We start from the raw sequence: 26,038 nt of genomic DNA, 5'->3' as shown, positions 1-26,038 counted from the left end.
ACACAGATTGTTTGATAATGTTGATGTAATGGCAGGAAGGGCATCTTTAAATGCTGTCCCCATCGTCTAGAGGCCTAGGACATCGCCCTTTCACGGCGGTAACCGGGGTTCGAATCCCCGTGGGGACGCCATTTAAAGATGACTTTGGTTGTCTGAATTGTTCTTTAAAAATTTGTAAACAAGCTGAAAAACTGAAGAGACTTTCAAGTCCGATATGACGAGAAATCGACATATCAAGAAGGATAAGAAAAAGTCTGAGTAGTTAAAAAATCTTGAACGAACAAAAGCGTTCAAGTCTAGTTGTTAATAAAGACCCAAGCGGTTGGAAAAAGTGAAAACTTTGCAAGAACGTTTGAGGTTGTATAGTTAAGTGACTAAGCGTACACGGTGGATGCCTTGGCAATCAGAGGCGAAGAAGGACGTGCTAATCTGCGAAAAGCTTGGATGAGTTGATAAGAAGCGTTTAATCCAAGATATCCGAATGGGGAAACCCAGTAGGTGAAGAACCTACTATCACTAACTGAATCCATAGGTTAGTGAGGCAAACCGGGAGAACTGAAACATCTAAGTACCCGAGGAAAAGAAATCAACCGAGATTCCGTGAGTAGCGGCGAGCGAAAGTGGAAGAGCCAGTAAGTTATAGCAGAGGTTTTAGGAGAATGAGCTGGGAAGCTCAATCGTAGAGGGTGATAATCCCGTATCTGAAAAAGCCTTTGTGGAACTAAGCTTACGACAAGTAGGGCGGGACACGTGATATCCTGTCTGAAGATGGGGGGACCATCCTCCAAGGCTAAATACTCCTGATTGACCGATAGTGAACCAGTACTGTGAAGGAAAGGCGAAAAGAACCCCAGCGAGGGGAGTGAAATAGAACCTGAAACCGTGTACGTACAAGCAGTGGGAGCAAGAGTAATCTTGTGACTGCGTACCTTTTGTATAATGGGTCAGCGACTTATATTTTGTAGCGAGGTTAACTGAATAAGGGAGCCGTAGGGAAACCGAGTCTTAACTGGGCGTCTAGTTGCAAGGTATAGACCCGAAACCCGGTGATCTAGCCATGGGCAGGTTGAAGGTTGGGTAACACTAACTGGAGGACCGAACCGACTAATGTTGAAAAATTAGCGGATGACTTGTGGCTGGGGGTGAAAGGCCAATCAAACCGGGAGATAGCTGGTTCTCCCCGAAATCTATTTAGGTAGAGCCTTGAGCGGACACCTTCGGGGGTAGAGCACTGTTTCGGCTAGGGGTCCATCCCGGATTACCAACCCGATGCAAACTGCGAATACCGAAGAGTGATACTCAGGAGACACACGGTGGGTGCTAACGTCCATCGTGAAGAGGGAAATAACCCAGACCGCCAGCTAAGGTCCCCAAGTCTATATTAAGTGGGAAACGAAGTGGGAAGGCTTAGACAGCTAGGATGTTGGCTTAGAAGCAGCCACCATTTAAAGAAAGCGTAATAGCTCACTAGTCGAGTCGGCCTGCGCGGAAGATGTAACGGGGCTCAAATATAGCACCGAAGCTGCGGCATCAGGAGCAACATTAATGGTTTTTACGATTAACAACTCACGAACGAAGTGAGTGAGTTGGTCAAGCCAACAAAACGTTGAGTCGGACTGTACCGACAAGAATCATTAATGTTGCTCCTGTTGGGTAGGGGAGCGTTGTGTAAGTCGATGAAGGTGAATCGAGAGGTTTGCTGGAGATATCACAAGTGCGAATGCTGACATAAGTAACGATAAAACGAGTGAAAAACTCGTTCGCCGGAAGACCAAGGGTTCCTGTCCAACGTTAATCGGGGCAGGGTGAGTCGGCCCCTAAGGCGAGGCTGAAAAGCGTAGTCGATGGGAAACGGGTTAATATTCCCGTACTTGGTTATATTGCGATGTGGGGACGGAGAAGGTTAGGTAAGCGTACTGTTGGATATGTACGTTTAAGGCGGTAGGTGTGAGGTTTAGGCAAATCCGGACCTCTTTAACACTGAGAACTGATGACGAGATTCTACGGAATTGAAGTTACCGATACCACGCTTCCAGGAAAAGCCACTAAGCTTCAGATATAACTAAACCGTACTGAAAACCGACACAGGTGGTCAGGTAGAGAATACTCAGGCGCTTGAGAGAACTCGGGTGAAGGAACTAGGCAAAATAGCACCGTAACTTCGGGAGAAGGTGCGCCGGCGTAGATTGTAATCCCTCGCGGATGAAGGTTGAACCGGTCGAAGATACCAGCTGGCTGCAACTGTTTATTAAAAACACAGCACTCTGCAAACACGAAAGTGGACGTATAGGGTGTGATGCCTGCCCGGTGCTGGAAGGTTAATTGATGGTGTTATCGCAAGAGAAGCTCCTGATCGAAGCCCCAGTAAACGGCGGCCGTAACTATAACGGTCCTAAGGTAGCGAAATTCCTTGTCGGGTAAGTTCCGACCTGCACGAATGGCATAATGATGGCCAGGCTGTCTCCACCCGAGACTCAGTGAAATTGAAATCGCCGTGAAGATGCGGTGTACCCGCGGCTAGACGGAAAGACCCCGTGAACCTTTACTATAGCTTGACACTGAACATTGAATTTTGATGTGTAGGATAGGTGGGAGACTTTGAAGATGACACGCCAGTGTTGTTGGAGTCGTCCTTGAAATACCACCCTTTAACGTTTGATGTTCTAACGAAGAGTGGCAACACGCTCTCGGACAGTGTCTGGTGGGTAGTTTGACTGGGGCGGTCTCCTCCCAAAGTGTAACGGAGGAGCACGAAGGTTTGCTAATGACGGTCGGACATCGTCAGGTTAGTGCAATGGTATAAGCAAGCTTAACTGCGAGACAGACAAGTCGAGCAGGTGCGAAAGCAGGTCATAGTGATCCGGTGGTTCTGAATGGAAGGGCCATCGCTCAACGGATAAAAGGTACTCCGGGGATAACAGGCTGATACCGCCCAAGAGTTCATATCGACGGCGGTGTTTGGCACCTCGATGTCGGCTCATCACATCCTGGGGCTGAAGTAGGTCCCAAGGGTATGGCTGTTCGCCATTTAAAGTGGTACGCGAGCTGGGTTTAGAACGTCGTGAGACAGTTCGGTCCCTATCTGCCGTGGGCGTTGGAGAATTGAGAGGGGTTGCTCCTAGTACGAGAGGACCGGAGTGAACGCACCGCTGGTGTTCCAGTTGTCATGCCAATGGCATTGCTGGGTAGCTAAGTGCGGAAGAGATAAGTGCTGAAAGCATCTAAGCACGAAACTTGCCTTAAGATGAGTTCTCCCTGACTATAAGTCAGTAAGGGTTGTTGGAGACTACGACGTAGATAGGTCAGATGTGTAAGTGGTGTGAGCCATTGAGCTAACTGATACTAATTGCCCGAGAGGCTTAACTATACAACGCTCAAGCGTTTTTAGAACAGAACAACGAATAAAAAGACTACTAGGTTTTCAGCTTAATTACAAAAAAAGAACAAAAACAACAAACAACAGAGAAAGAATTTTCCTGATGGCCATAGTGCTGTGGCACCACCTGACCCCATTCCGAACTCAGAAGTGAAACGCAGTCACGCCGATGGTAGTGTGGGGTTTCCCCATGTGAGAGTAGGACACCATCAGGGTTTTATACCGAGAACCGCTAGAGCGAAGGCTTTAGCGGTTTTTTGCTATCTAGACTTAAGACAAGCGGTGCAAAACAAGGTAGAATTTGCAAAAATTCATCTAATTTAAACCGCTTGTAACATTAACCCAATGAAAATAAACCAAGCCTATCTACAACGTTGCCATGAATGTGACAACTTGGTCGCTATTCCCGATCATATTCCCCATCACGCTGCTTGCTGCCCAAATTGTGATGAGGTCTTGCAGAAGGGAAATTACTGGAACTTAACCCAAAGTGCCAGTATTGCCTTAGCCATTCTGATCTTGTTGCCCTTTGCCCTGACTTTCCCTTTGATGAGCATCGATCTCCTCGGCGTGCCGATTAAGGCGACTGTTTGGGATGGGGTATGGAAAATGGCCACCTCGGGTTTTGATGTCACGGCCTTTATGGTGCTGCTCTGTGCAGTCATTATGCCCTTTGTATTCCCTGTCTTGGTTTTGTTGGTTGCTATCCAGCGAATCTTGCGCCACCGCCCTCGTTATACGCTTATTTTTCTCAAACACGCCAAGCAATGGGTTATGCTAGATGTTTATTTTGTTGCCCTGATGGTTGCGGCCTTTAAGGTGCGAGATTACGCCCCGCTTAGTTTCGATAAGTATTTGGTTGCCTTTGTGATCACAACCCTCTTGATGACCCTCTTGTTTATCAAGCTCGATCTCAACCGCCTTTGGACACAATTTTATCCTGAATATCATCGAGTATCGCCAACAGAGAAAAATCAAAATCTAGCCCTTTGCCCCCAATGTGAGTACAGCTTTAGCGAAAATATCATTGATGAAGAGGGTTGCCGCCGCTGCCCTCGTTGTGAAACCAATCTTTCTACGCCTGAATCCATCAAGCTACAGCGGGTATGGGCCACCTTGATTGCGGGGACGATCATGATGTTCCCCGCCAACCTCCTACCCATATCCTCCACTGAATTGGCCGGTGCGGTATCTCAAGATTCCCTTATGTCAGGGGTCATGACCTTTATCGGCATGGGCAGTTATGCAGTGGCTGCCATCGTCTTTATTGCCAGTATCGCTGTGCCTTTTAGCAAGGTCGCCATTATTTTCTACCTGCTCCTGGCCATTCATTATCGCTGGGCCCACAACATTCACTGGCAAATGAAACTGCTCCACTATGTCCATTTTGTTGGCCGCTGGTCTATGTTGGACTTGTTTGTATTGGCCCTGATGATGTCTTTGGTGGAAAGGGGGCAGATCATCAGCTTTTCGGTGGGTGAGGCAGCCTTTTATTTCGGTGCAGCGGTTTTTTTGACCATGATTTCCTCCTCCAACCTGGATGCCAAAATGCTCTGGCAGATCCATCGAGAAAAAAGCCAAGCAGATCAGAGGCCTTAGAGGTTTTGCCAAAGGGAAAATGATGTTAATATCACTTCATTTTTAACCCCTTGATGATCAAATATGAGTGATTGGCTTCTTTCTTTTTTGCTAGGCTTGCCTATTTTGGCAACCCTTTTGCCCCTCTTGCCTTTCAACCACTGGACGGTGCGAATTTTTGATTTTCCCCGTCCACAAATTGCGGTTCTTAACCTCTTGTGCTTGGTGTTGGGCTTCTTCTTTTCAGGCCAGCCTATTTGGTGGTTTGTTCTCCTGCAATTCCTCAATTTGGCCTGTATGGCCTACCAAATCTGGGAAATTTTGGCCTACACCCGCCTGGCCAAGCCCACGGTTTTGCATTATGCCGGGCCTGAAGATGAACGTTCTATCTCGTTGCTGACCAGCAATGTGCTGACCCCCAATCGTCAAGTAGGCAAACTGCTCGCCTTAATTGAAAAGTGGCAACCTGATGTGGTCTTGACCTTAGAAACCGATCAGTGGTGGGAAGACCAGTTGGCCGTGATTGAGGAAACCTACCCCTACACGGTCAAAATTCCGCTGGATAACCTCTACGGCATGCACCTTTACAGCCGCCTGCCGCTGAGAAATACTGAAATCCGTCACTGGGTCCAGGAGGATATCCCTTCCATCTACACAGAAACTCAACTGCGTTCGGGCGAGTGGATTGAAATGTACTGCCTCCACCCCATGCCGCCAACCCCGACAGAAAGTGCAACTTCCACCAATCGTGATGCCGAGCTGCTCTTGGTTGGGCAGGAAATTACCCAAACCGACAAATCTGTCTTGGTCTTTGGCGATTTAAACGATGTGGCCTGGTCGGCAACCTCTCGTCTCTTCCAAAAGACCAGTGGCCTGCTCGACCCCCGTATAGGCCGTGGCCTCTACAGCACCTTCCACGCCCAAATTCCCATTTGTCGCTGGCCGCTGGATCACATCTTCCACAGTAACGATTTTATGATGCGGGAAATCCATGTCCTGCCTGAAATTGGCTCGGATCACTTCCCAGTTTACGGTAGCTTCCAATACCACCCGAAGGCCGAACAGGCCCAGCCCGAGCCAAAAGTAGATAGCGATGACCATCAAGAAGCCCAGGAAAAAATTGACGAGGCAGAGCCTGAAATGAAGGTGATTGCAGAGAAGTATTAAGATAGGAGATGAACAAGCGGTCTGAATTTGTAAAAATCTTGCAAATCCAGACCGCTTGGCTTTATTTGGCATATAGGACAAAATAGTTGGTAAAAAGTGGCTTAAAGCCTTATAGTACAAGGCTTTAAGCCCTCTTTTTGAAATATGCACAAAAAACTGTCCTTTCTGCCAACATTCCCCGATCCAGAAGTATGGCAAACAAAATAATGTACAGCGTTACAAATGTCTTAGCTGTAATAAAACATTTACCTTTAAGAATAAATTAGATCCTGAAAAAATTTGGCTTGATTATTCATCTGGAAAACAAACACAAGTACAGTTAGCAGAAAAATATTCTTGCTCTTCTCGAACTATTCGAAGATATTTAGAGAAGCACCCTAAATCCTCCTTAAATAAACCTCAAAATACATACTTGAACTTAATTATTGATACAACATTCTTTCACCGAGATTTTGGTGTAATGGTGTTTATTGATAGCTCTACAAAAAAGGTGGTTTATCACCAAATAGTCAAAACAGAAAAAGATATCTATTACAAGAAGGCCATGAACCGTTTAAGGGAAAGAAATTATATTATTCAATCAGTTACCTGTGATGGGCGTAGAGGCCTCTTAAAAGATTTGTTCAATACACCAACACAGATGTGTCAGTTTCATCTTGTAGCAATCGTAATGAGGGCATTGAGAAAGAAACATCAATCACATGCAGGAAGAGAATTAAAAAGTATTATTAAGACGCTTAAAACCAGCTCTAAAAATGAATTTTATTTAAAAATATATGAATGGAAGAGAAAACACCAGGAGTTTTTAAGTGAACGGTCAGATAAACCAAATGAAAAAGGGAAATACCCTTATAAACATCGAAGTGTAAGAAGTGCTGCTGCGAGTATTAAGCGTTATTATGAATATATTTTTACTTATGAGAAATATCCTGAATTAAATATTGAAAAGACAACAAATAGGATTGAAGGTTTATTTAAGGAACTAAAAGACAAATTACGTCCGCACAGCGGTTTAACAAGAAAGCATAAGATCTTGTTTATACAGGACTTTTTGAACAAAAAGAGTTGGTAAGGATCTGTTAAAATAATCTTTACCAACTTTTTTGTCCTATAGAGGCATAAAGTGCAAAAAGACCAACTATTTTGTCCTATATGCCCTTTATTTCTTGATTAGGTATTCAATGGTGTCCACATAGCTTTTCACAAAGGCATCCACCGAACTGGTGTCCAATCCCTCATTATTGACCTGATATTGCTGGTTGATAAAGAAGGTCGGCACGCTTTGGATCTTCATTTCTTCGGCCAATTGCACCTGTTTATTGACCAAGCCATTGACCGCAAAGCTGTTGATCCCACCATCAAACTGCTCGGCACTGACGCCGTTATCTAAGAAGATTTGGCGAATATCGTCCATGGATTTGAGGCTGTTGGCTTGGGCCGCTTCAAACAAAGGTGTTTTAACCTTGTCTTCCATACCCAAGGCCATGGCCAGCGCCCAGGCACGGGTTAGGTTTTCAGATTGTGAACCTAAGAAATTCACATGGTATTGAATGAGCTTGGCATCCTGCGGCAGCTTTTCCTTAACCTGGGCGGGGATCTTATAGTCAAACTCAAAAGAATAGCAGTGCGGGCAATAGAAGGAGAAAAACTCAATCACCTCTTTTTGGGCCGAAGGCACTTGGCGAACCTCCACATACTCCTTGCCTAGTTGCGGCTGGGCCTGAACATTCAGGGCGAAAAGTGCCGCGAGGGCAGTAAAGGTTGCTTTTAAAGCCAATTTTTTCATCATTAATTTCCTCGAAAAAGAATAAAAGTCCTCATTAGACAAGACTAGTCTTGCAAAATTCCCCGCGCTCGTAACAAGGCGGTTTTAAAATCATCCTCGTAATCCTTCTTAATGCCAGGAATGGCCTCGGACTTGTCCTTATCTCGCATTTTGAGCTGATAAATAATAACCTCATCCCGAAGTTTTGGATAATTATCAGGCTCGCCTACTTCCACTGACAGGCGTTGCAGCACATCAATCAAATGCAGTTCAGGTTCTTTCTCCCAATAGGCCTGTAGCAGCTCAAGCAGCTCATCCATGCGGTGATAACGTTGATTACGCATAAAATCCTCTAAAAATCTTGTTGAAAACTGCCTGGAATCATATACTTTTAGGCCTTCTTTTGCAAAAACTTGAGACATAAATGGAACAAATATCTGCGGTAATTTTATCAGGCGGCCTGGCCCGCCGTTTGAATGGGGTGGAAAAGGGTTTGCAGGTGCTTGCCGGCCAGCCCCTGATTTCCCATATTTTGGCACGCCTTGCCCCGCAGGTTGGCAGGGTTTACCTCAATATCAACCGCTCGCAGGCACAATATGCCCAGCGTTACCCTCATCTTTCCACCTACAGCGATAGGCTGCCAGATTTCCAAGGCCCGCTTAGTGGCATTTTGTCGGGGTTTGAGCAGCTTGAGGAGGAGTACCTGCTCTTTGTCCCTTGCGACAGCCCTTTCTTGCCTGATAATCTCTTGGTGAAATTGCACAGGGCCTTGAGCATCAACCAAGCTCAAATTGCCTACGCCCACGATGGCGACCGCCCCCACCCCGCTTTTGCCCTGATTCATCGTTCTATTCTTGAACCCTTACGAACCTATCTAGCCCAAGGTGAGCGCCGCTTGTTGTGTTTCTTCCAGCAGCAAAAATCGGTGGCGGTGGATTTTTCTGAACAGCCTCAAGCCTTTCAAAACTTCAACAAGCCTGAAGATTTTTGCAAAAAAAGGCCGCTTTTGCCCCGCTTGTCGGTGCCTATTTTGGGCATTACGGGCTACAGCGGCACGGGCAAAACCACGCTCTTGGAAAAGCTGATCCCTGAATTGAACCAGCGTCAGATACGGGTTGCCCTGATGAAGCATTCCCATCACAATGTCGAGGTGGATAAGCCTGGCAAGGACAGCCACCGCCTACGCCTAGCCGGCGCCAACCCGACCCTGATTGTCTGCGAGCAACGCTGGGCGCTCATGGCTGAAACGGCCCAACCTGCCAGCTTTGCGGATTTGGTAGCCAGGATCGACCCAAACAGCGTAGATTTAATTTTGGTGGAAGGCTTTAAGCACGAGCCTATTCCCAAGATCCAGCTTCACCGTAAAGGCCTAGCCAAGCCTCTGCCTGAGCAAGATGATTTTACCCTGGCCACGGCCACGGATTATCCGCTGGAAAGGGAAAACTGCTTAGACATCAACAATATAACCCAAATAGCAGACTTTATTGAGGCCTACAAGCGGGCAGAAAGAGGCTGATTTTTGCAAGTCAGATAAGGCTTGAAATGGAACATTTGAGCACCATATCTTAGGGCGTGTCCTCAATTTGCTCACGGCGGTATTTTCGGCAAAAACTCACCATCTACTTCGTCAAAAATACTGGCCAACATTTCAATTTGGCTGCGTTTTTTTTCCTCGTATCTGTCGTTTTTTGCTCGAAAAACCGACTCGTTTTCAAATTGAGGACACGCCCTAGCCATCTTTTTCAGTCAGGAGAAACGATGAAAGTTTCCATTTTAGATCTGGTTCCCCGCCGTCAGGGCGAAACCTACCAGGCGGCTATGCATTCCATGGTCGAGCTGGCCCAATATGCCGAAAGTATTGGCATTGAACGCTATTGGATTGCTGAGCACCATAATACGAAAAACCTGGCCAGTTCGGCCACTCAACTGCTCATTCAGCAGGCCTTGGCTCATACCCAAAGCCTGCGAGTGGGGTCGGGCGGGGTGATGCTGCCCAACCACAGCCCCTATATTGTGGCTGAGCAGTATGGCACACTGGAAACCCTCTTCCCAGGTCGGGTAGAGCTGGGCTTGGGGCGAGCGCCTGGCACCGATATGCAAACCGCCCGTGCCCTCCGCCGAGACAGGCTAGAAGCCGATTTTGCCGATGAAATTGCCGAGCTTCGGGGTTATTTCGACAACACCAATCCCGTGTCTGCCTACCCAGCCGCCGGCCTCAACCTGCCCTTTTATATTCTGGGCTCCAGCGCGGCCAGTGCCTACCTGGCAGCAGAACTGGGCCTGCCCTATGCTTTTGCCTCCCACTTTGCCCCAAGAATGCTGGAGATGGCGGTGGAGATCTACCGCAGCCACTTTAAGCCTTCCGCCCATCTGGCCCAGCCCTATGTTATCATGGGCGCCAATGTGATTGTGGCCGAAAGCGATGAGGAAGCCCAAAAACTTGCTACCACCACAACCCAGTTCTTCCTCAATGTGGTGACCAATGCCCAAGAGCCTCTCAAGCCGCCTGTAGCCTCGAACGATGAAATCTGGCTCAAACGCCAAAAGGCTCAAGGCCTGCCTCATTTCGGGCCTGTGGATTTCCACGATATTCCCATTTACAGCCAAGAACGGGCTGTGGTGGAACAAATGCTAGGCTGTTCGCTAATCGGCAGCCCAGAGAGTGTGGCGGCCCAGTTGACGGACTGGCGTGGCCGTGTGGCCTTTGATGAAGTGATGGCGGTTAGCTATATTTTTGACAAGGCCAAACAGCGTGAGTCCTACCGTCTCTTTAAAGAAATTATGGATAAGTTTCAGTCTTAAACCAGCCTGAGGCGGGGGAGTTTGCAAAAAATGGCGTAAATTTCCCCGCTTGTTCCTGTAAAAAAACAGCCGGAATTATGTAGTTTTTGCTTTGTGCGTTGCTACATAACATCAAAAATTTTGATGAGCGAGGCAGGCAGAAAAAGAGCTTGCGGGATTTTTAGATAGCAAGCGGTTTAACCAAATAAATTGGAATGGCTGCCAATCCGAATCAACTCCAGTACATCATCATTGACCTTGCGATAAATCAGCACCAAATCAGGCTCAATATGGCAATCCCGAAAGCCCTGCCAAGAGCCTGTTAAGGCGTGATCGCAATATTTTTCAGGCAGGGGTAAATCATTGATTAAAAAATATAGGCTTTCAATCAAGGAGCTTGACAGGGATTGCACCGCACATTTTTTATAATCTCGCTTAAAGGCATTGCTATAACTAATCGTCCGCAGTGAGGTCGTCCATCAGAGCTTGAATACTGGCGGCGGTGTGCATCGGTTCTGTACCATTTTTGACTGCGCTTAAGATTTGAGCGGTTTCCGCATTGGGTTGGTAGTCAAAACTGAAACGTTTTTCTGTGGCAATTTTGGTAATGGTCATTCGCATTACATCAGAAAGGGTTAAGCCAATCCCAGCCAAGACTTCACTAGCTTGAGCCTTGATTTGCTCGTTAATTCTGACACTCACGAGAGCATTCTGTTGCATAATTTGTCCTTTTGTTTATCAAATGATAAACAGAATGTAGCAAATTACCTTAGTATGAGTAAAGTATTAACCATCGCTCTCCTGCTTTTGCATTTTTACCCCTTTTTCGCCTTCAAAATCTCCGCCAAATTAGTCTCCAACCAATCCACCAGTTCAAAAATCCGATCCGATGCCTGTTTGCCGAAGTCGGTTAGGGTGTAGTCCACCTGTGGGGGACGGTGTTGTAGGACTTGCGAACCAACATGCCGTCCGCCTCCAGCTCTTGCAGGGTTTTGGTTAGCATTCGTTCGCTGACCCCATCAATAGCTCGGCGGAGTTCGCTAAAGCGTTTGGTGCCTGAATGGAGCGTCAGCAAGACCAAACCGCCCCAGCGGCTGGTTAAATGTTGCAAAATTTGGCGTGATGGGCAGGCTGCTGCCAGTACATTTCCCCGATCAAATAAAAATCTTTCCATTTTTCTTCCTTATAAGTCAATGGGTTAAAAAATATTTTAAAATTTTTCCATACTTACTTTTGTGTAAGTACTTACCTTTCGTAAGTTTTGTGCGTATCATACGCCACATGAGTTGAGCAATCAACCTTATCAATCAACTTTAACCATTTGAGAGGAAAATCGTATGTCAAACAAAAATATCGCAATCACAGGTGCAACAGGTCAATTCGGTTCAATCGCCTTGGATTTCTTAAAGGCTAAAAATGCCAAGGTGATCGCCCTGGTGCGTTCGCCAGAGAAAATTTCAGGTGTGGAAGCACGTAAATTTGATTACAGCCAAACAGAAGGACAAGTTGCCGCCCTTGAAGGTGTGGACACCTTAATTTTAGTGTCAGGCAATGAAATCGGACAACGTACAGTGCAGCATAAAAATGTGATTGACTCTGCCAAAGCGGCTGGCGTGCAGCATATTATTTACACCAGCCTCTTAGGAGCAAGCAATGAAAACACGGTCAAATCCTTGGCTGGCGAGCATTTGGCTACCGAGCAGACGCTGAAAGAAAGTGGGCTAACCTACACCATTTTACGCAATGGTTGGTACACCGAAAACTACACAGGCTCCATCCCAGCTGCCCTTGCCAACAAGGCCTTTTACGGCTCAGCCAAGGACGGTCGTATCTCTTCTATTCTGCGTGCAGAGTTGGCGGAAGTGGCGGTAAACGTGGCTTTAGGCAGTGGCCACGAAAATAAGACTTATGAATTAGCCGGCTCGACCAGCTACACCCTGGCCGACCTAGCGGCGGAAATCAGCAAACAAAGCGGTCAAGACATCCCTTATGTGGATATTCCAGCCGCCGACTATGCCGCCGCCCTGGTGCAAGCTGGCTTGCCAGAAGGGCTTGCAGGTTTCTTAGCAGAATGTGATGTAGATGCGTCAAACGGGGCCTTGTTCTCAGAAGATAAGACCTTGGAAACCTTGCTCGGTCGCCCAAGTGCGGGGTTAGATGTGGCAGTAAAACAAGCCCTGTAAGTAGGGTGGGCATCCTTGCCCACCGTTTTAACCGATATTGTTAATGGAGGGCAGGGATGCCCACCCTACAAGCGGTGCGAGGTTTTGTGGATTCACGCCTAGTCTGACCATCAAAAGGCTATTTGGTCAATAAATCCAAAGCCTCTTGGTACTTGGCCACGGTTTTTTCGATAACATCGGCAGGCACTTGGGGGCGGGGGCTTGTTTGTTCCAGCCACTGTTTTCCAGCCAGTCACGCACAAATTGCTTGTCGAAAGAGGGTGGGTTGGTGCCTTCTTGGTAGGTCTCGACAGACCAAAAACGGCTGGAGTCTGGGGTCAGGACTTCGTCCATCAGGGTCAACGTGCCGTTTTCATCCAGGCCAAATTCAAATTTGGTGTCGCAGATAATAATGCCCTTGGTCAGCGCATAGGCGGCGGCTTCGGTGTAGAGGGCCAGGGCGGCGTCTTTGACTTGTTTGGCTAATTCTGGCCCGATTTGGCGTTCGCATTCAGCATAGCTGATATTGATGTCGTGATCGCCCACTTCCGCCTTGCTGGACGGGGTGAAAATTGGCTCAGGCAGGCGGCTGGCTTCCACCAAGCCCTCGGGCAAGGCAAGGCCGCAGATGGTGCCGGTTTGCTTGTAGTCTTTGAGCCCTGAACCCGTTAGGTAGCCCCGCACGATGGACTCAATTTTTACTGGGGTCAAACGCTTGCAGACCACGGCACGGTGCTGGATGGCCTCGGCCTCTTCTTTGGGTAAGACATCGAAAACCGAGTCGCCCGTGAAGTGGTTAGGCATAATATGGGCCAGTTTCTTGAACCAGAAGTTGGAAATTTGGGTCAGGATTTCGCCCTTGCGGGGAATGGGGTCGTCTAGGATAACATCGAAGGCTGATAGGCGGTCGGTGGCCACCATAAGCATACGTTTGTCGTCAATTTCGTAAAGGTCGCGCACCTTGCCTGAATAGATTTTTTTTAAGCTGATTTGCATAGGAAAGTCCTGTTATAAATGAACACAGGCCAATTATAGCAAAGAAAGGCAACCGTTTGCGTGAATTTTTGCATAAGCAAGCGGGGCGTTAGGTTGTATTTTTTACAAAGGGGAAAATGGCACGGGGGGCCGTGCCATTGAGATTATTCCACCACAATCCGCTCACGGTTCTTATCCAAGGTTGCCTTGCCGATACCAGAGACTTCGGTCAGTTGCTCGGCACTCAAGAATTTGCCGTGTTTTTCACGGTATTCCACAATGGCTTGAGCCTTTTTGGCCCCAATGCCGACCAGTTTGTCCTGAATTTCGGCGGCCGTGGCCGTGTTGATATTGACCTTATTGACATCCACCACCACTGCCTGCACGGCTGGGGCAGCAGATTCTGGGCTGGATGGGGCAGGTTGGCTGGTTTGTTCTGCCTGAGTGGTTACTGAAAAGAGGCCTAGCAGGAGGCTAAAGCCCAGGGTTTTGAGGTTTTTCATGGTGTTTCCTTTTGGTTGGTTGAAGGTGGAGCTACTTTAGCAGGGCCAAGGAGGGCAGCAAGCGGGCCAGATGATTTTCTCGACACAGATCGAGAAAATGAAAATTGCCGCTTGATTTTTGCAAAAAATCGCTTAAATCCCCCCGCTTGCATGAAAAAACGTGCCGAGTTTAGATAAATGGGCTAAAATGGCTGCATTTTCTTGAAAACTCCTCCTACTTTTTATTTGGAAATTTGCAATGTCTCAAAACAATATGCGTAAAGAGCCAACCTTTGGCCAAAATCCTGCTCCAGCAGACAAAAACGTCACGCCTTCTATCAGCACCAAACAAGCCCCAGGCTTTACTTTTACCCCAGTTGAACGCCCTTATTTAGAGGGTAGAGAAGAGCTTGCCCAGGCAGCGCCGGCAGCTGAAAAGCCAGCCCCTGTGGTTGAGCCAGCGGCAGAGCCTGAAAAAGCCCCAGTGGCAGACAAGCCTGAAGCGCCTAAATCTGAAGCTGTGGCGGCAGAACGTGTGATCCCTGCAGCGGCTGCGGCAGCTGTGCCAGAAAAGCCAGCGGCAAAATCCCCTCTGCACAACCGCCGCTTATGGGTGGTAATTGGCCTGGTGCTTCTTTTAGGCTTAGCCATTTGGTTGCTCAAGCCAAGCACCCCTGCAACAGTAGAACAGCTGCAAGAACAGCAGGGCAACAGCCTGCCGATTGAGTTCCGCCCAGTGGATGAAGCAGAAGCCAAGCGGGCTGAAGAAGAGGCCAAGGCCCTACAAGCTGCCCAAGAACAACAGGCCCAACAAGCCCAAGCCAATGCAGCCGAGCAGGCCAATCAGCCAGCTCAAGATCAGGCGGCAGCACAAGCCCCTGAGCAGCCGGCGGTTCCTGCTCAAACAGAACAGCCAAGCGCCCCTGCCCAACCAAGCCAGGCCAGCCAAACGGTTGAAGCCCCTGCTGTGGTGCGTCCAAACACCCAGGGCAGCGTGATTCACCAGGCGGAAACCCCTCGCACCGAGCCAAAACAAGTTACCCGTGTGACCCCACCAAAAGAGGTTAAACGCCCAGAACCAAAACCAGCTGCTCAGCCAGCCGCAGCAAAAGCGCCAGTTAAAGAAACAGCCAAGCCTGCACCAGCTTCAAGCCCTGCTCCAGCGGCGACAGGTGCGGTGTCTAGCAAGCAGCTGACTGTGCCGAAAGGCGTGAGCCTTATGCAGGTCTTCCGTGATAATAACCTCAACATCTCAGATGTTAATGCCATGACCAAGGCCAACGGCGCAGGCAGTGTGCTAAGCAGCTTTAAGCCAGGCGATAAGGTTACGGTGCGTTTAGACAAGAACAGCCGAGTGGCTGAAATGCGCCTAAGCAACGGCGGCAAGTTTATCCGCCAGGCCAACGGCACCTACCTCTATCAAAAATAAGACTTTTGGCGGACGCATTGGGCGTCCGCTCACCTTTTGAGGCGACCATGAATATTCTAATTATTGCCCCTTCGTGGGTGGGGGATATGATGATGTCCCACGCCCTCTACCAACAGCTCAAAACCAACTATCCTGATTGTCAAATTGATGTGCTGGCCCCCGACTGGTGCCGCCCGCTTCTGGCTCGTATGCCAGAAGTCCGCCAGGCACTGACCATGCCCCTGGGCCACGGCCAGTTTGCCCTGTGCAAGCGGTATAAATTGGGCAAAAACTTGCAAAACCAGTACGATCTAGCCATCGTCCTGCCTAATTCCCTTAAATCGGCCTTTATCCCCTATTTTGCCAAGGTTAAAACCCGCCGTGGCTGGAAGGGGGAAATGCGTTACGGCCTCTTGAACGACCTGCGATCCAACAAAAAAGATTACCCTATGATGGCCCAGCGTTATGTGGCTCTGGCCTTTGAAAAGGGTAACATTCCTGCGGCGGCCGATCTGCCCTTGCCTAAGCCTTACTTGGTTAGCGACCTAGCCAATGTGGCCCGTTTAATCGAAAACCGTGACAGCACGGAGAGCGAGCAAGAAAAGGCCCTGGGCCAGTTTCTCAAACAGGCGGAAGTCAATAACCGCTCCATCATCGGCTTCTGCCCGGGGGCCGAGTTTGGCCCAGCCAAGCGTTGGCCGCATTATCACTATGCCCAGCTGGCCAAGCAGCTCATTGCCCAAGGCTATCAGGTACAGATTTTTGGATCGGCTAAGGACGAAGCCGTGGGCGAGGACATTCGTTCCGCCCTAAGCGCAAGCGAGCAGGCCTTCTGCCTCAATCTGGCGGGCAAGACTGGGCTTGAGCAGGTTATCGACATCATGGCCAACTGCACAGCCGTGGTCAGCAACGATTCTGGCCTTATGCATATTGCTGCCGCTCTCAACCGCCCGCTGGTGGCCCTCTACGGCCCAACCAGCCCGACTTATACCCCGCCTTTGTCAGACAAGGCCAAGATTATTCGCCTGATTGAGGGCGACCTTATCAAGGTTCGCCAAGGTGACCAAGAGGGGGGTATCATCAGAGTTTGGTGGATATTGGGCCTGAACGAGTTGTGGAAGAACTAGCCCAACTTTTGCAAAAAAGGAGCCAAGTATGACCGCTTGTTTAAGTAAAGACAGGCTCAAAATCGGCCTGGTGTCAGTATCTGACCGAGCCTCCCAAGGCATTTATGCCGACCAAGGTATTCCCGAGCTTGAGGCCTGGCTCAAGGCCGCCCTTGTTGAACCCTTTGAGCTGGAAACCCGCCTGATTCCTGATGAACAGGCTCAGATTGAACAAGCCTTAATTGAGCTGGTGGACGAGCAAGCCTGCCACCTGGTCTTGACCACCGGCGGCACAGGCCCAGCCAAGCGGGATGTGACCCCAGATGCCACGCTGGCCATCGCCCACCGAGAAATGCCTGGCTTCGGCGAGCAAATGCGCCAGGTTAGCCTGCACTTTGTGCCAACCGCCATTCTCTCCCGTCAGGTTGGGGTTATTCGCCACGATTCCCTGATCTTAAACCTTCCTGGCCAACCCAAGGCCATCAAGGAAACCTTGGAAGGTGTCAAGGATGAGCAGGGCAAGGTCTTGGTCAAGGGGATTTTCGCTGCCGTGCCTTATTGCTTGCAGCTTTTGAGCGACATCTACATTGACACCCACCCGGCCGTGATTGAGAGTTTTAGGCCTAAATCAGCGAGAAGATAAGATGGAAACCTACTTAAAAGACCTGCGTTGGGGACGATTTAACCTGATTAAGGGCGATATGATCAGCAATATTGCCTGTGCTTATGGTGAATGGTCGGATGTGGAAGTTGAGGTCTTTCAGCAGATTTTGTCGGCCGAGGCCAATGTGGTGGAGGTGGGATCCAATATTGGTATGCACGCCGTACCCTTGGCCAAGTTTGTTTCCAAAGGCAAGCTGATTTGTTTTGAACCACAACGGATTATTTTCCAACAACTATGCTGTAATTTGGCCCTCAATAACCTGACCAATGTGGAAACCTATCGCATGGGCGTGGGGGATAAGCGTGAAAGCATTTTGATTGAAGATTGCGACTATAGCCAGTCTTGGAATTACGGCTCGTTTTCCCTAGACAAGGGCTTTAGCACAGAAAGTAATTTTGGGCAGGGCGTCTCTAAGCAGGCTCTTGAGGTGGTAAACTTAGATGATTTTGCCCCTGTTCAGAATTTAGAACGCTTAGACCTACTCAAGGTGGATGCCGAGGGCTTTGATATTAAGGTGCTAGAGGGTGCTAGGCAGACCATTGAACGCTTCAAGCCCATGATTTTTATTGAGATACAAGCGAATTCCTATGCCCATATTTGGGAGAAGATGACTGCTATCGGTTATAAATGCTATTGGGTGGTTTCAGAACGTTATCAAAAAGATAATTTTTACCAGGCTCAAAGGATAGCGGGAGAATATGGGGTAGATGCAAATTTCCTTTGTATTGCCAATAGTGAATGGGATAAGCTCTTTGCACAGCACAGCACAGCACAGCACAGCACAGCACAGCACAGCACAGCACAGCACAGCACAGCACAGCACAGCACAGCACAGCAAGATTATTACAACTTTTACCTCCTGTTATGTCAATTAACGATCCAATTAAATTTATATCGAAAAGTTAGGATTTAATATGAAAAAAATCGAAGCCATTATCAAGCCCTTCAAACTTGACGACGTGCGTGAGGCCTTAACGGATGTGGGCATCACGGGTATGACAGTAACCGAGGCCAAGGGCTTTGGCCGCCAAAAGGGCCATACTGAACTCTACCGTGGGGCGGAATATGCCATTGATTTCCTGCCTAAGATTAAGCTAGAAATCATTGTGGCAGATGATCAGGTGGAAGCCTGCATTGAGGCCATTATGGACACGGCCCAAACAGGCAAAATCGGAGATGGTAAAATCTTTATCTATGAGGTGGAGCGAGTTATCCGCATCCGCACGGGTGAAGAAAACGAAGATGCTATCTAAGTTTGAGCTTAATAAAATAAACCGCTCGAAGGGCGGTTTTTTTATGTTAAAATTCTGTATCGTTTTTTTAAGTGGACAAATATGAAAACAGGACTTAACTGGCTTTGGCTGAGTTTTGTGGCAATCATTGCCGACTTGGCTAGCAAATATGCAGTGGTGCAGCGTTTTGAACTGCATGAGAGCATCAACTTTTTACCCTTTTTCAGCCTGACCTACGCTCGCAACTACGGGGCGGCCTTTAGCTTTTTGGCCGATCATTCAGGCTGGCAGACCTACTTTTTCTTGGGATTGGCCGTGGTGATTTCGGCCTACTTGGTTTACCTGCTCTATAAAAACCAAGCGGGTCAAAAACTGCAAAATCTTGCATACGCCCTGATCATTGGCGGGGCTATTGGCAATGCCATCGACCGAGCCTATCACGGCTTTGTGGTCGATTTTCTGCATGTTTTCTGGCAGGACTGGCACTATCCAATTTTTAATTTAGCCGATATTTTTATTACCTGTGGGGCGGGTCTTTTGATTTTAGAGATGATCTTAGACGGCCGTAAAAAGAAGAGTGATTAAATGAACATTTTATTAGCAAACCCTCGTGGTTTTTGTGCAGGCGTGGACAGGGCCATTTCCATTGTAGAACTGGCCTTGGAAATCCACGGCGCGCCGATTTATGTCCGCCACGAAGTGGTGCATAACCGCTTTGTGGTGGATGGCCTCAAGGAAAAGGGCGCCATTTTTGTGGAAGAGTTGGAAGAAGTGCCAGACGGCGCCATTGTGATCTTCTCCGCCCACGGCGTGTCCCAAGCTGTTCGCCAAGAGGCCAAGAGCCGAGGGCTCAAGGTTTTTGATGCCACCTGCCCGCTGGTGACCAAGGTTCACATGCAGGTGGCCCGAGCCAGCCGCAAGGCCACCAAGGCCATTCTCATTGGCCATGAAGGCCACCCAGAAGTGGAAGGCACCATGGGCCAATATGACAATGAAGAGGGCGGGATTTTCTTGGTGGAGTCGGTGGAAGATATTGCCAAGCTGCCTGTCAGCCAGCAGGACGACTTAACCTTTATGACCCAAACCACCCTGTCTATTGATGACACGGTGGATGTGATCGAGGCCCTTCGGGCCAAATACCCAGCCATTCAAGGCCCTCGCAAGAACGATATTTGCTATGCCACCACCAACCGCCAACAGGCGGTACGGGAGCTGGCCAAGCAATCCCAGTTGGTCTTGGTGGTGGGCAGTAAAAACTCCTCCAACTCCAACCGCTTGGCCGAGTTGGCCAGCCGCATGGGCATTCAATCCCGCCTGATTGACGGGCCCGAGGACATCGATCCAAGCTGGCTGGAGAATGTTTCCACCATTGGCATAACTGCGGGCGCCTCTGCCCCTGAAGTCTTGGTGCAATCGGTGGTCAGCCACCTCAAAACCCTAGGGGCGACCGAGGTGAGCGAGCTGGAAGGCTGCGAGGAAAACACGGTCTTTGAAGTGCCAAAAGAATTGCGTATTACGGAGGTTAAATAATGAACCGCTTTAGAATTGAATGGGAATGCCGCCGGGGTATGCGGGAGCTGGACAAGATGATCATGCCCTTCTACCAAAATCATTTCGACAGCCTAACAGAAGCACAACAAACCACCTTTGTCGCCATGCTCAAATACACCGACCCCGAGCTTTTCCGCTGGTTTATGAACCAAGACAAGGCGCCTGAAGCGGATATTCAGGCCATGGTCGAACTGATCCAATCTAAACTGGAAGTCTAGCCCAAGGGGTTGGATTTTCAACTCAATGTGTGGGGCTGTGCCCCACGATTTTGACAATAGGCAACCTATGTCCCATCCTTCTGAATATGAGTTTTTCGGGCAGAACCCGAATTTTCCCACCAAGTTAATTACCTTTACCGTCCTGATCGGGGCATTTTTCGGTTACTTGAACGAAACCCTGCTCAATGTGGCCTTGACCAATCTTATGCAGGAATTTTCCATCAGTAAGACCACGGTTCAGTGGATGACCACGGGCTTTTTACTGGTGATGGGAGCTTTTACGCCCATTACGGCCAATATTATTCAATGGTTTACCACCCGCACCATGCTGATTGTCACCCTCCTGACCTTCAGCCTAGGCACGCTGATTTGCGCCCTGGCAGTCAATTTTCCCATGCTTTTGACCGGGCGTTTTATTCAGGCGGTGTCAGCGGCCTTTACGGTGCCGATTTTATTTAACACCATCTTGCTCATTTACCCGCCCAATAACCGAGGCACGGTGCTGGGCATTATCACCATGATGTTTATGGTTGCCCCGGCCATCGGCCCGACCCTCTCGGGCATTATTGTCGATTACCTGGGCTGGCGTTACCTCTTTTTCTTCACCCTGCCCTTTATTGCCCTGTCTATTGGCCTGGCCATGAAGTACCTGACCATGAACCTGCAACCCATCACCAAGCCTAAAATCGACCTGCCCTCGGCGGGCTTGTCCGTATTGGGCTTTGGCGGTTTGGTTTATGCCACCAGCAATTTTTCTCTACTCAGTCTGCCCCTCTTTGGCCTGATTTTTGGCCTCTCCCTGCTCTTTATTTGGCTGTTTGTCAAACGCCAGGCCAAGCTGGAGGTGCCGCTGATTAACCTAGAGGTCTTCCGCATTGGCCAATACCGCTATGCCATGCTGATCTTGGCCATCTTGCTCTTTGTCTTTATCGGCACCGAGCTGATTATGCCTATGTACCTGCAACAAGTCGTCCTGCTCTCAGGCACGGTGACAGGCCTCATTCTCCTGCCGGGCAGTATTGTCCAGGCCCTGCTGTCGCCAATTATGGGCAACCAGTTGGATAAGCGGGGGGCAAGGCAGATTGTTATTCCTGGTGCCTTGCTCTTGGTTACAACCTTTATTTTGATGCTGGCCCTTTTCAAGCCTAATTCTTCCCCTTGGCTTTTAACGGGCGTCTTTATGCTCCTGCCCATTTCCATGTCCATGATTTTGGTGTCTGAAACCCACGGTCTCAACGCCCTTTCCAAGGATATGTACCCCCACGGCACCGCCATCATCAGCACCATCAACCCCATTGCCGGAGCCATCGGTGCCTCCTTCTTTGTGGGCGTCACCCATATTGGCGAGAAGCTCTACAGCACAGAACCCGCCTCTCTGGCCATGTTTAAGGGTGTGCAATTTGCCTTTATGATCGCCATTGGAATGAGCCTTCTGGCCCTGGGCCTGGCGCTCAAATTGAGGAAGAATGAGGGGTAACAAGCGGGCCAAAAAGGCGGATTTTTTGCAAAATTTGACCTTTTTTGCCCCGCTTGAGATTGTGCCCGTATTTTGGCTAGTGAGTGATTAGGCGGAAGGCCTTGTACTATATTTCTGTAAATTCTCATTCAGCCAAGCCCCTAGCTCACGAAAGCGGATGCTGGCTTCCTTGCCAAATTCGGTTAAAGAATATTCTACCTTGGGTGGGACGGTGTGGTAGTCGGTGCGGATTAACATGCCGTCTTTTTCTAACTGCTTAAGGGTTTCGGCCAGGCGTTTTTCGCTGATGCCGTCAATTTCACGGCGGATTTGGGCAAAGCGTTTGGTTTCATCAAACAAGGTCACCAGCACCAAAGCACCCTAGCGGCTGTTTAAGGTCATAAAGGCTTGTCGGCAGGGCGGTTCGCTTATCAAAATATTCTCTTTCATTTTATCAATCCGAGTGATAGGCAGTTTTTTCAACCTGACAAATTTGTCAGTACTTATATTTAAAAATCAGCTCATTATAATGATTTCATTGTTTGTTTCCAGTAACACTTTTCTAATCATTGGAGTTTTTTATGAGCAAAATTTTAATTATCTCTGCCCACCAAAATTTAAATCAATCAGTCAGTAATCGTTTGATTATCAAAGAACTAGCAGAACATTTTGGTAGTAAAGCACAAATTCGCCGTTTGTCGGATTTATACCCTGATTATCAAATTGATGTGCAAGCTGAACAAAAAGCCTTGCTTGATGCTGACATCGTGCTGTTGCAATACCCAACCTTTTGGTATAACCCACCATCAATCTTACAAAAATGGCTGGAGGATATTTTAGTCTTTGGTTTTGCTTATGGGCCAGACGGTAGTCAATTAGCGGGTAAAAAATTATTAGTTTCTACCACCACAGGAAAACCAGCTCATTTTTATACTGGCGAGTTATTCGGCAACGTAGAAGAAATGGTTAAGGCGGTGCGATTATCGGCAGAATTTGCAAGCATGGATTGGCAAGGTGTTCATGCATTGCATGGTGTATTGTATGTACCCAATATGCACAGTGCTGATGATTTGGCAAATATTGAAAACCAAGCCAAGGCATTTGCCAAAAAATTGATTAGCGAAATTGAGAAATTAGCCTCATAAGGAGAAAAAATGAATACCTTTATACCAAATACTTTGCCAATCCGAACAGGCCATCGCCCAAGCACGACAGCAGCGACACCGCATATGCAGCTAGACCAACAGCCGCAAAATCCTCTTAGTCAGGCCTTGATTGAGGAAATCAGCCAGTTAGATGGTGTATTTTTGGCTTGGAGTGATCGTGCGCCACCTAACACGGTAGGGTTTTTCCTCAAGCCTGAAGAGGCCAAAGGAGCGGAAAATGCCTTTATGCTTTCCACCGAGTTCGCCCACGTTCACCCCTATCCTGACCACAGCCTACATTTGCCTGTGCCTGAACCCCTGCGTAGCCAGGCCATTGAGGCAGGTTGGGCAGAGCCACATCCGTTGGCGGGCTATCCGACCATTTCGGACTTGATGGTGATGGTTTATGCCCCTCGAGATAAGGGTGAGTTGGCGGTGGTCAAAACCTTGGTCAAATCCGCCTGGGCCAATGCCAGTGGGCGATTAGGGTAAAAGCAAGCGGGCCAAAAAGGCGGATTTTTTGCAAAATTCCAGCCTTTTTGACCCGCTTGTGGTTTAGGCCTTGCGGTAGTTGAGGCCTACCATCAGGGCGACCAGTAGGATGCCTACCAAGTCGGTGACGGTTTCAGGGATGATGAGCATGAGTGAGCCTGCGGCCAGGATAATGCGCTGCCAGGCGGCCATGGTCTGTTTGAAGTAGCCCTCCACTGAAGCCGACAGGCCCAGCACGCCGATGATGGAGGAGGCAATCACGGAGAGAATGTCAAAGGCACTTGGCAGTGGGAAGGTTTTGGCCATGGTGTCTGCGCCAGAGACATCAATCATCAGCATATCGGGGTTATAGACGAACATGAAAGGCACGATAAAGCCCGCCAGGGCCAGGCGTAGGGACTGCCAGCCGGTCTTCATCGGGTCGCCTTGGGCAATGCCAGCCCCTGCGAAGGCGGCCAAGGCCACAGGCGGGGTGATGTTGGCGAAGATGCCGAAGTAGAAGACGAACATGTGGGCGACCAGCACCGGCACATCAAAGGTGGCCAGGGCAGGGGCGGCCATGGTGGCGGTGATGATGTAGGCGGGGATAGACGGCAGGCCCATGCCCAAGATCATGGAGGCAATCATGGTTAAAAAGAGGGTCAGAAAGAGCGATCCTGCCCCTAGGGTAACGATGGAGGAGGTGATAACCGTGCCAAAGCTGGTCAGATTGACTACGCCGATAACCACCCCTACCACGGCACAAGCTGCCATCACCGACAGGGATTGCTTGGCCCCGTCTTCCAAGGCTTCGATGATGTCCTTGATGCCCATGCGGGTTTCCTTACGCAGCTGGCTGACCAGCACTGTGACCCCAATGGTGTAGACGGCGGCATAGCCAATCGGCACCGATTCAATCAAGAACCAGATCAGGGCCACCAGCGGCAGGAGCATATGGCCCCTGACCTTTATCACCTCTTTGAGGCGGGGGAGCTGATCCTTAGGTAAACCCTTGAGGTTTTGCTTGCCGGCTCGGAAGTGAACCTGGGCAATCACGCCTAAATAATAAAGCATGGCCGGCAGGAGGGCGGCCAGGGCAATAGTGCCGTAGCTGACCCCCGTGGTTTCGGCCATGATAAAGGCACTGGCCCCCATAATAGGCGGCAGGATTTGGCCACCCACCGAGGCACTGGCTTCGACTGCACCAGCAAAGTTCTTGTGGTAGCCGATTTTCTTCATAAGGGGAATGGTAAAGGCTCCTGTGCTGACCACATTGGCCACGGCCGCTCCGTTAATGCTGCCCATAAAGCCGCTGGAAATCACGGCCACCTTGGCCGGCCCGCCTTGTTTATCGCCGGCCAGGGCCAGAGCCAAATCATTAAAGAGCTGGCCCATGCCAGACTTGGACAAGAAGGCACCAAAGAGGATAAAGAGGAAGATAAAGGTAACCGAAGCCCCGATGGCAGAGGAGTAAAGTCCCTCGGTTTTGAGATAGAGCTGGCCGAAAATATCGCCGATGTCGTAAGGGCGGGTCAGCAGGCTATTGGGCATAAAGTCCATGGAGCTGATAAAGGGGTAGATCAAAAAGAGCAGGGCAAAAAGCACCAAGATCCAGCCTGTGATGCGGCGGGTGACTTCAAAGACAACTAAAACGGTGAGGATGGCCACCACAATGTCAGCCGTGTTGGGAATGCCGCCCCGCACCGTCATAATGGCCTGATATTGGACGATGAGATAGGCCATACCAGCCAGGGCGGCAGCCAGCCAAAGCCAGTCATACCAGGCCACGCCACCCTTGCGGGACTTGGCCGAAGCAGGGTAGAGCAGGATAATCAGCATGGCGCCCACGCCAACATGAACCGAGCGTTGGATCAGGGTTGGCAGGGGAAAAAAGGTGATATAAAGATGAAAGAGGGAATAGCCCACGGCCAAGAGGGTAATGAGCCACTTGTGCCAAGGGGCTTGGGCTTGGCGGGTGACTGCTTCCCTGTCGTATTTTTCTAAAATTTCTTGTTGGTTAGCGGGTGTTGAATGTGTCATAACAGGATGTCCCTAAGAGAAAACGTGCCAAGGAGGCTTGAGCGGGGCGAATTTGCACCTGGCTGTAATCGGGCAGAGATTGGTAGAGCAAGAGGGTGTGCTGATTGACCAACAGGCTGCCCTGCATATTGCGGGAAACTGCCCAATTCAGGCTGGGCAGCTTGACCGCTTGAGCATAACCGACAAAACCCTTGGGCGCATCGGTTAGCACCTGCCCCTGCACAGGCGTGCCTGCCCCAAAGGTTTGGAGCCAGGTTTGATAGAGCAAGAGCTGGCCGTCTTGCAGGCGGTAGTGTTCATACCAAAGTTGCTTTTCCACCGAATGCTGCCAGCGCAGGGCAAACTGGTCAGCCCTGACATAACAAGCGCCTTGCTCCGTCTCCAGGCTTAGCAATGAAAGCGGATAGCAGGCAAGGGCGCCGACAGCCAGGCCTAGGGCCAGCAGGGTTTTAGGCCATTTG

Annotated in this window: 23 protein-coding genes, 1 tRNA gene, 2 rRNA genes and 4 pseudogenes; 20 read left to right on the top strand and 10 right to left on the bottom strand. The window is 49.3% G+C overall.

Translation table 11 applies throughout. The features are described from left to right. Positions 1-55 precede the first annotated feature (55 nt). The 6 genes from A4G20_01165 (at position 56) to A4G20_01140 (ending at position 7,193) form a co-directional block, all read left to right on the top strand. Positions 56-131 (top strand) — tRNA-Glu (locus A4G20_01165). A 226-nt stretch (positions 132-357) separates the two neighbouring features. Then, positions 358-3,383 (top strand): 23S ribosomal RNA (locus A4G20_01160). Positions 3,384-3,475: 92 nt separating this feature from the next. After that, positions 3,476-3,591: ribosomal RNA gene (gene rrf / locus A4G20_01155) — 5S ribosomal RNA — on the top strand. A 130-nt stretch (positions 3,592-3,721) separates the two neighbouring features. Then, positions 3,722-4,975 carry a hypothetical protein gene (locus A4G20_01150; protein ID QIW15070.1) on the top strand — a complete coding sequence of 418 codons (1,254 nt, stop codon included), beginning with the start codon at positions 3,722-3,724 and terminating at the stop codon, positions 4,973-4,975. Positions 4,976-5,038: 63 nt separating this feature from the next. Continuing rightward, complete coding sequence (locus tag A4G20_01145) at positions 5,039-6,121, top strand: endonuclease (GenBank protein ID QIW15069.1); 1,083 nt, start codon at positions 5,039-5,041, stop codon at positions 6,119-6,121. A gap of 460 nt (positions 6,122-6,581) precedes the next feature. Continuing rightward, the gene (locus A4G20_01140; protein QIW15068.1) at positions 6,582-7,193 is read left to right on the top strand and encodes a transposase; all 612 of its coding nucleotides are present in this window, start codon (positions 6,582-6,584) and stop codon (positions 7,191-7,193) included. Between the two features lie 87 nt (positions 7,194-7,280). Here A4G20_01140 and A4G20_01135 read toward each other — a convergent pair whose 3' ends face one another. Both A4G20_01135 and A4G20_01130 read right to left on the bottom strand, forming a co-directional pair. Beyond that, positions 7,281-7,907: a thiol:disulfide interchange protein gene (locus A4G20_01135; GenBank protein QIW15067.1), complete on the bottom strand. Its 627-nt coding sequence runs from the start codon at positions 7,905-7,907 to the stop codon at positions 7,281-7,283. Between the two features lie 44 nt (positions 7,908-7,951). Further along, positions 7,952-8,230 carry a hypothetical protein gene (locus A4G20_01130; GenBank protein QIW15066.1) on the bottom strand — a complete coding sequence of 93 codons (279 nt, stop codon included), beginning with the start codon at positions 8,228-8,230 and terminating at the stop codon, positions 7,952-7,954. A gap of 80 nt (positions 8,231-8,310) precedes the next feature. Between A4G20_01130 and A4G20_01125 the strand changes: the two genes are divergently transcribed. Continuing rightward, positions 8,311-9,402, top strand: a complete 1,092-nt coding sequence (locus A4G20_01125; GenBank protein QIW15065.1) for a bifunctional molybdenum cofactor guanylyltransferase MobA/molybdopterin-guanine dinucleotide biosynthesis adaptor protein MobB — start codon at positions 8,311-8,313, stop codon at positions 9,400-9,402. A gap of 242 nt (positions 9,403-9,644) precedes the next feature. After that, entirely contained in the window at positions 9,645-10,688 is a 1,044-nt protein-coding gene (locus A4G20_01120; protein ID QIW15064.1) for a luciferase, read from the top strand. Between the two features lie 176 nt (positions 10,689-10,864). Here A4G20_01120 and A4G20_01115 read toward each other — a convergent pair whose 3' ends face one another. The 3 genes and pseudogenes from A4G20_01115 to A4G20_01105 form a co-directional block, all read right to left on the bottom strand. Then, the gene (locus A4G20_01115; protein QIW15063.1) at positions 10,865-11,134 is read right to left on the bottom strand and encodes an addiction module antitoxin; all 270 of its coding nucleotides are present in this window, start codon (positions 11,132-11,134) and stop codon (positions 10,865-10,867) included. Continuing rightward, positions 11,121-11,387 carry a damage-inducible protein J gene (locus A4G20_01110; GenBank protein ID QIW15062.1) on the bottom strand — a complete coding sequence of 89 codons (267 nt, stop codon included), beginning with the start codon at positions 11,385-11,387 and terminating at the stop codon, positions 11,121-11,123. Before A4G20_01110 ends, A4G20_01115 begins: the two co-directional genes overlap by 14 nt. Positions 11,388-11,482: 95 nt before the next feature. Beyond that, positions 11,483-11,841: pseudogene (locus A4G20_01105) on the bottom strand (transcriptional regulator). Between the two features lie 163 nt (positions 11,842-12,004). Here A4G20_01105 and A4G20_01100 point away from each other — a divergent pair. After that, positions 12,005-12,850 carry an NAD(P)-dependent oxidoreductase gene (locus A4G20_01100; GenBank protein QIW15061.1) on the top strand — a complete coding sequence of 282 codons (846 nt, stop codon included), beginning with the start codon at positions 12,005-12,007 and terminating at the stop codon, positions 12,848-12,850. A 118-nt stretch (positions 12,851-12,968) separates the two neighbouring features. Here A4G20_01100 and A4G20_01095 read toward each other — a convergent pair. Both A4G20_01095 and A4G20_01090 read right to left on the bottom strand, forming a co-directional pair. Then, a pseudogene (locus A4G20_01095) lies at positions 12,969-13,825 on the bottom strand (phosphoribosylaminoimidazolesuccinocarboxamide synthase). A 143-nt stretch (positions 13,826-13,968) separates the two neighbouring features. Further along, positions 13,969-14,307, bottom strand: a complete 339-nt coding sequence (locus tag A4G20_01090; protein ID QIW15060.1) for a transporter — start codon at positions 14,305-14,307, stop codon at positions 13,969-13,971. Between the two features lie 238 nt (positions 14,308-14,545). On the opposite strand from A4G20_01090, the gene A4G20_01085 reads away from it, so the two are divergent. From A4G20_01085 to A4G20_01045, 9 genes and pseudogenes are all read left to right on the top strand, one after another. Continuing rightward, the gene (locus tag A4G20_01085; protein ID QIW15059.1) at positions 14,546-15,715 is read left to right on the top strand and encodes a hypothetical protein; all 1,170 of its coding nucleotides are present in this window, start codon (positions 14,546-14,548) and stop codon (positions 15,713-15,715) included. A 47-nt stretch (positions 15,716-15,762) separates the two neighbouring features. Continuing rightward, positions 15,763-16,853 (top strand): annotated as a pseudogene (locus A4G20_01080) (lipopolysaccharide heptosyltransferase II). Further along, positions 16,850-17,443 (top strand): molybdopterin adenylyltransferase, encoded by a 594-nt coding sequence (locus A4G20_01075; protein ID QIW15058.1) that lies wholly within the window; start codon positions 16,850-16,852, stop codon positions 17,441-17,443. Before A4G20_01080 ends, A4G20_01075 begins: the two are co-directional and overlap by 4 nt. Before the next feature lies 1 nt (position 17,444). Then, positions 17,445-18,377 (top strand): hypothetical protein, encoded by a 933-nt coding sequence (locus A4G20_01070; GenBank protein ID QIW15057.1) that lies wholly within the window; start codon positions 17,445-17,447, stop codon positions 18,375-18,377. 1 nt (position 18,378) lies between these two features. Beyond that, positions 18,379-18,717 carry a transcriptional regulator gene (locus A4G20_01065; GenBank protein QIW15056.1) on the top strand — a complete coding sequence of 113 codons (339 nt, stop codon included), beginning with the start codon at positions 18,379-18,381 and terminating at the stop codon, positions 18,715-18,717. An 81-nt stretch (positions 18,718-18,798) separates the two neighbouring features. Beyond that, positions 18,799-19,281, top strand: coding sequence for a signal peptidase II (locus A4G20_01060; protein ID QIW15055.1), 483 nt, complete (start codon positions 18,799-18,801; stop codon positions 19,279-19,281). Then, positions 19,282-20,226: a 4-hydroxy-3-methylbut-2-enyl diphosphate reductase gene (locus tag A4G20_01055; GenBank protein ID QIW15054.1), complete on the top strand. Its 945-nt coding sequence runs from the start codon at positions 19,282-19,284 to the stop codon at positions 20,224-20,226. It begins immediately after the preceding gene. Beyond that, positions 20,226-20,465: a hypothetical protein gene (locus A4G20_01050; protein QIW15053.1), complete on the top strand. Its 240-nt coding sequence runs from the start codon at positions 20,226-20,228 to the stop codon at positions 20,463-20,465. Before A4G20_01055 ends, A4G20_01050 begins: the two co-directional genes overlap by 1 nt. Positions 20,466-20,532: 67 nt before the next feature. Beyond that, positions 20,533-21,942 carry an MFS transporter gene (locus tag A4G20_01045; protein ID QIW15052.1) on the top strand — a complete coding sequence of 470 codons (1,410 nt, stop codon included), beginning with the start codon at positions 20,533-20,535 and terminating at the stop codon, positions 21,940-21,942. An 87-nt stretch (positions 21,943-22,029) separates the two neighbouring features. Here A4G20_01045 and A4G20_01040 read toward each other — a convergent pair. Further along, positions 22,030-22,371: pseudogene (locus tag A4G20_01040) on the bottom strand (hypothetical protein). A 131-nt stretch (positions 22,372-22,502) separates the two neighbouring features. Here A4G20_01040 and A4G20_01035 point away from each other — a divergent pair. Next, complete coding sequence (locus A4G20_01035; protein ID QIW15051.1) at positions 22,503-23,066, top strand: NAD(P)H dehydrogenase; 564 nt, start codon at positions 22,503-22,505, stop codon at positions 23,064-23,066. 33 nt (positions 23,067-23,099) lie between these two features. Continuing rightward, entirely contained in the window at positions 23,100-23,558 is a 459-nt protein-coding gene (locus A4G20_01030) for a hypothetical protein (GenBank protein ID QIW16818.1), read from the top strand. Positions 23,559-23,621: 63 nt separating this feature from the next. On the opposite strand, the gene A4G20_01025 is transcribed toward A4G20_01030, so the two are convergent. Continuing rightward, the gene (locus tag A4G20_01025) at positions 23,622-25,577 is read right to left on the bottom strand and encodes a C4-dicarboxylate ABC transporter permease (protein QIW15050.1); all 1,956 of its coding nucleotides are present in this window, start codon (positions 25,575-25,577) and stop codon (positions 23,622-23,624) included. Continuing rightward, complete coding sequence (locus tag A4G20_01020) at positions 25,555-26,022, bottom strand: hypothetical protein (protein ID QIW16817.1); 468 nt, start codon at positions 26,020-26,022, stop codon at positions 25,555-25,557. Before A4G20_01020 ends, A4G20_01025 begins: the two co-directional genes overlap by 23 nt. Positions 26,023-26,038 lie beyond the last annotated feature (16 nt).

This window comes from Pasteurellaceae bacterium RH1A (genome assembly GCA_012221805.1).
Classification (GTDB): domain Bacteria; phylum Pseudomonadota; class Gammaproteobacteria; order Enterobacterales; family Pasteurellaceae; genus RH1A.
This window is presented reverse-complemented; position numbering and strand designations above follow the sequence as displayed.